We start from the raw sequence: 2,072 nt of genomic DNA, 5'->3' as shown, positions 1-2,072 counted from the left end.
GATGGTAGTGTGGGGATTCCCCATGTGAGAGTAGAGCATCGTCGGGGTTTTATTAAAGAGAAGAAACCGCAGGTTAGAGATAGCCTGCGGTTTTTTGTTTTTTATATTTTTGCTTTTAAAGTAATTTAAAGCTTAAATAAGCTTTAGATATTTTAGCCTATATTTGTCATTCCCTTATGTCCAAATTTCTATTTTCGCAAGAATGATATCATTCTTGTGCCTTTATGTTGCCATAAAGGCACATTCTTCTGCTTAAAATTTTATGCAGATAGTGTTTTATAACACCAGCTTAAAATCTCAACTTATTTCAAGACTATGAGTTAAGGGGAATGTGGCACGATTATCTGGCATCCCCTAAAACTCTAATATCAATCTGGGAGTTAATATGAAAAGATTTTCACTCTTACCGTTAGGTTTACTATTTGTTTTTCCAACAATGGCTTTTGCCGCAGAAAATAATGAAACATTATTAGAACAAGAGGTTCTTACAGGAAAAACGACAACAGAAACTAGTGTTGATTTGAATAAGGATTTGGATCAGGCAACATCGGGTTTAGGGCATTTTCGTTTTGGTTTTTCAGCAGGTGGTGGTTATTACAAGAGCGTTTCTGTTGATAATTATCCAAATATGAGCGGTTTTTCTGGAGAGTCAGGAGTTTACACTTTATTTAATCCAATTCGTGATTGGGCTGATGTAGAGCTAGGTGTACGGACTCTATATGTATTTCCTCATGATAGCAAATCTAAAAATTCAGAAACGGGCACGGTAAAACAAAAATCCTATAGTGGTTTAAATTCAGGTAGTATCTATGATGAACTTGTTTTCCGTTTCCCTGGGGCATCTTCTGCAATTGCAGCTGGAGTGTACCAAGATTTTGTGGCAAAGTCACAATTTTCTGAAAAACATAAACAAGGAACTGATTTTAAAAACAAGTTGAAATATAAGCCAGGTCAGGGTGTTTATGCTGAATATTAATGGATAGGCTCACAAAATGGGGATAATTTACCTCTTATTCCTTTTGCTCGTTTCACTTACGGCACTTTTAAATCTGAGTATCAACAAAGTGCAACGGAAGTTCAAACGAACAGAGAAAAATTGTTTGGTCTCGCACTTGGTGTGAAATTCTAATCTTATCGCCGCTACATATCGTTTTATGTGAGCGGCTTTTTTAGGAGTAAAAAATGCAAAAATTGAAGAAATGGTCATTGGGACTAGTTACTTTACTTGCTTTGCCAGCAGTTCACGCTTATCAATGTTAAATAGATTTACAACATCATTACAAAGGTACAAATGTCTATATCAATAGTAAAGGAGATGCCTATGCGACCGTAGATTATGCAGATGGTCGTTATGATGCAATGGAATATGTTTACGATTTGAAAAATTGTAAAAAGGTTTCTGATGGCGTGAAACAGAAATCAAATATTCGCTCAGTATTAAATAAAAATGGTTTTCGTGAATTGTCAGTAAAAGGGGATCTTTCTCCTTGGTTGACCCACTATTATAGCTTAAGTGAGCAGGGAGATACTCTTCTGTTAAAAGTGGATGAAGTTATCAGCCAAGAACAACAGGGGCTACGTGAGCTATTTTCTTATGCAAGAGATAAAAGCTCTACGTTGAGTGCTGTAGCAGAATCCATATTTAATACGAAATATGCAAAAACACCACAATTTAAGTCGTCGATTGCCAATCGCTATTTTCAGTCACAGAATTTTGCTCGTTATGCAACTCGGCTTGAGCAAGAGTTACTCACTTCATCAGGGCAAGATCGCATCTTTCTCAAATTTATGATCTAATACACCTTAATTATCCATATCAAATCAGGTTGTAAAATGAGCGTTTTTCGTTTTTTTGAAAATTTATCCGACCCACGAGCCTATAATCAAAAACACCACTTTTTAGACATCGTTTTTCTCGTCGTCAGTGCCGTGATTTCGGGGGCAAACAGCTGGACTGAAATCAAACTTTTTGGCGAATTACATTTGGATTGGTTGCGAAAATATCGCCCTTTTGAGTGTGGCATTCCTGTCGATGATACTATCGCTCGTGTAATAAAACGCATTGAGCCACA

3 protein-coding genes are annotated in these 2,072 nt (G+C 36.5%); all 3 read left to right on the top strand.

Annotated elements, in window-relative coordinates:
- The first annotated feature begins 385 nt into the window (after nt 1-385).
- Complete coding sequence (locus B0183_RS11305; RefSeq protein ID WP_078208815.1) at nt 386-976, top strand: hypothetical protein; 591 nt, start codon at nt 386-388, stop codon at nt 974-976.
- A 401-nt stretch (nt 977-1,377) separates the two neighbouring features.
- On the top strand, nt 1,378-1,797 hold the full coding sequence (locus tag B0183_RS11300) for a hypothetical protein (RefSeq protein ID WP_147285051.1): 420 nt from the start codon (nt 1,378-1,380) through the stop codon (nt 1,795-1,797).
- Nucleotides 1,798-1,833: 36 nt separating this feature from the next.
- Nucleotides 1,834-2,072 (top strand): transposase family protein (locus B0183_RS11295; protein WP_131826778.1); only part of this gene is annotated, 239 nt, incomplete at its 3' end.

Source organism: Glaesserella parasuis (genome assembly GCF_002015085.1).
Classification (GTDB): domain Bacteria; phylum Pseudomonadota; class Gammaproteobacteria; order Enterobacterales; family Pasteurellaceae; genus Glaesserella; species Glaesserella parasuis.
This window is presented reverse-complemented; position numbering and strand designations above follow the sequence as displayed.

What these genes read in the sequence shown, in the direction of transcription:
- B0183_RS11305 (WP_078208815.1), top strand. Translation starts at nt 386, where the DNA reads ATGAAAAGATTTTCACTCTTACCGTTAGGTTTACTATTTGTTTTTCCA.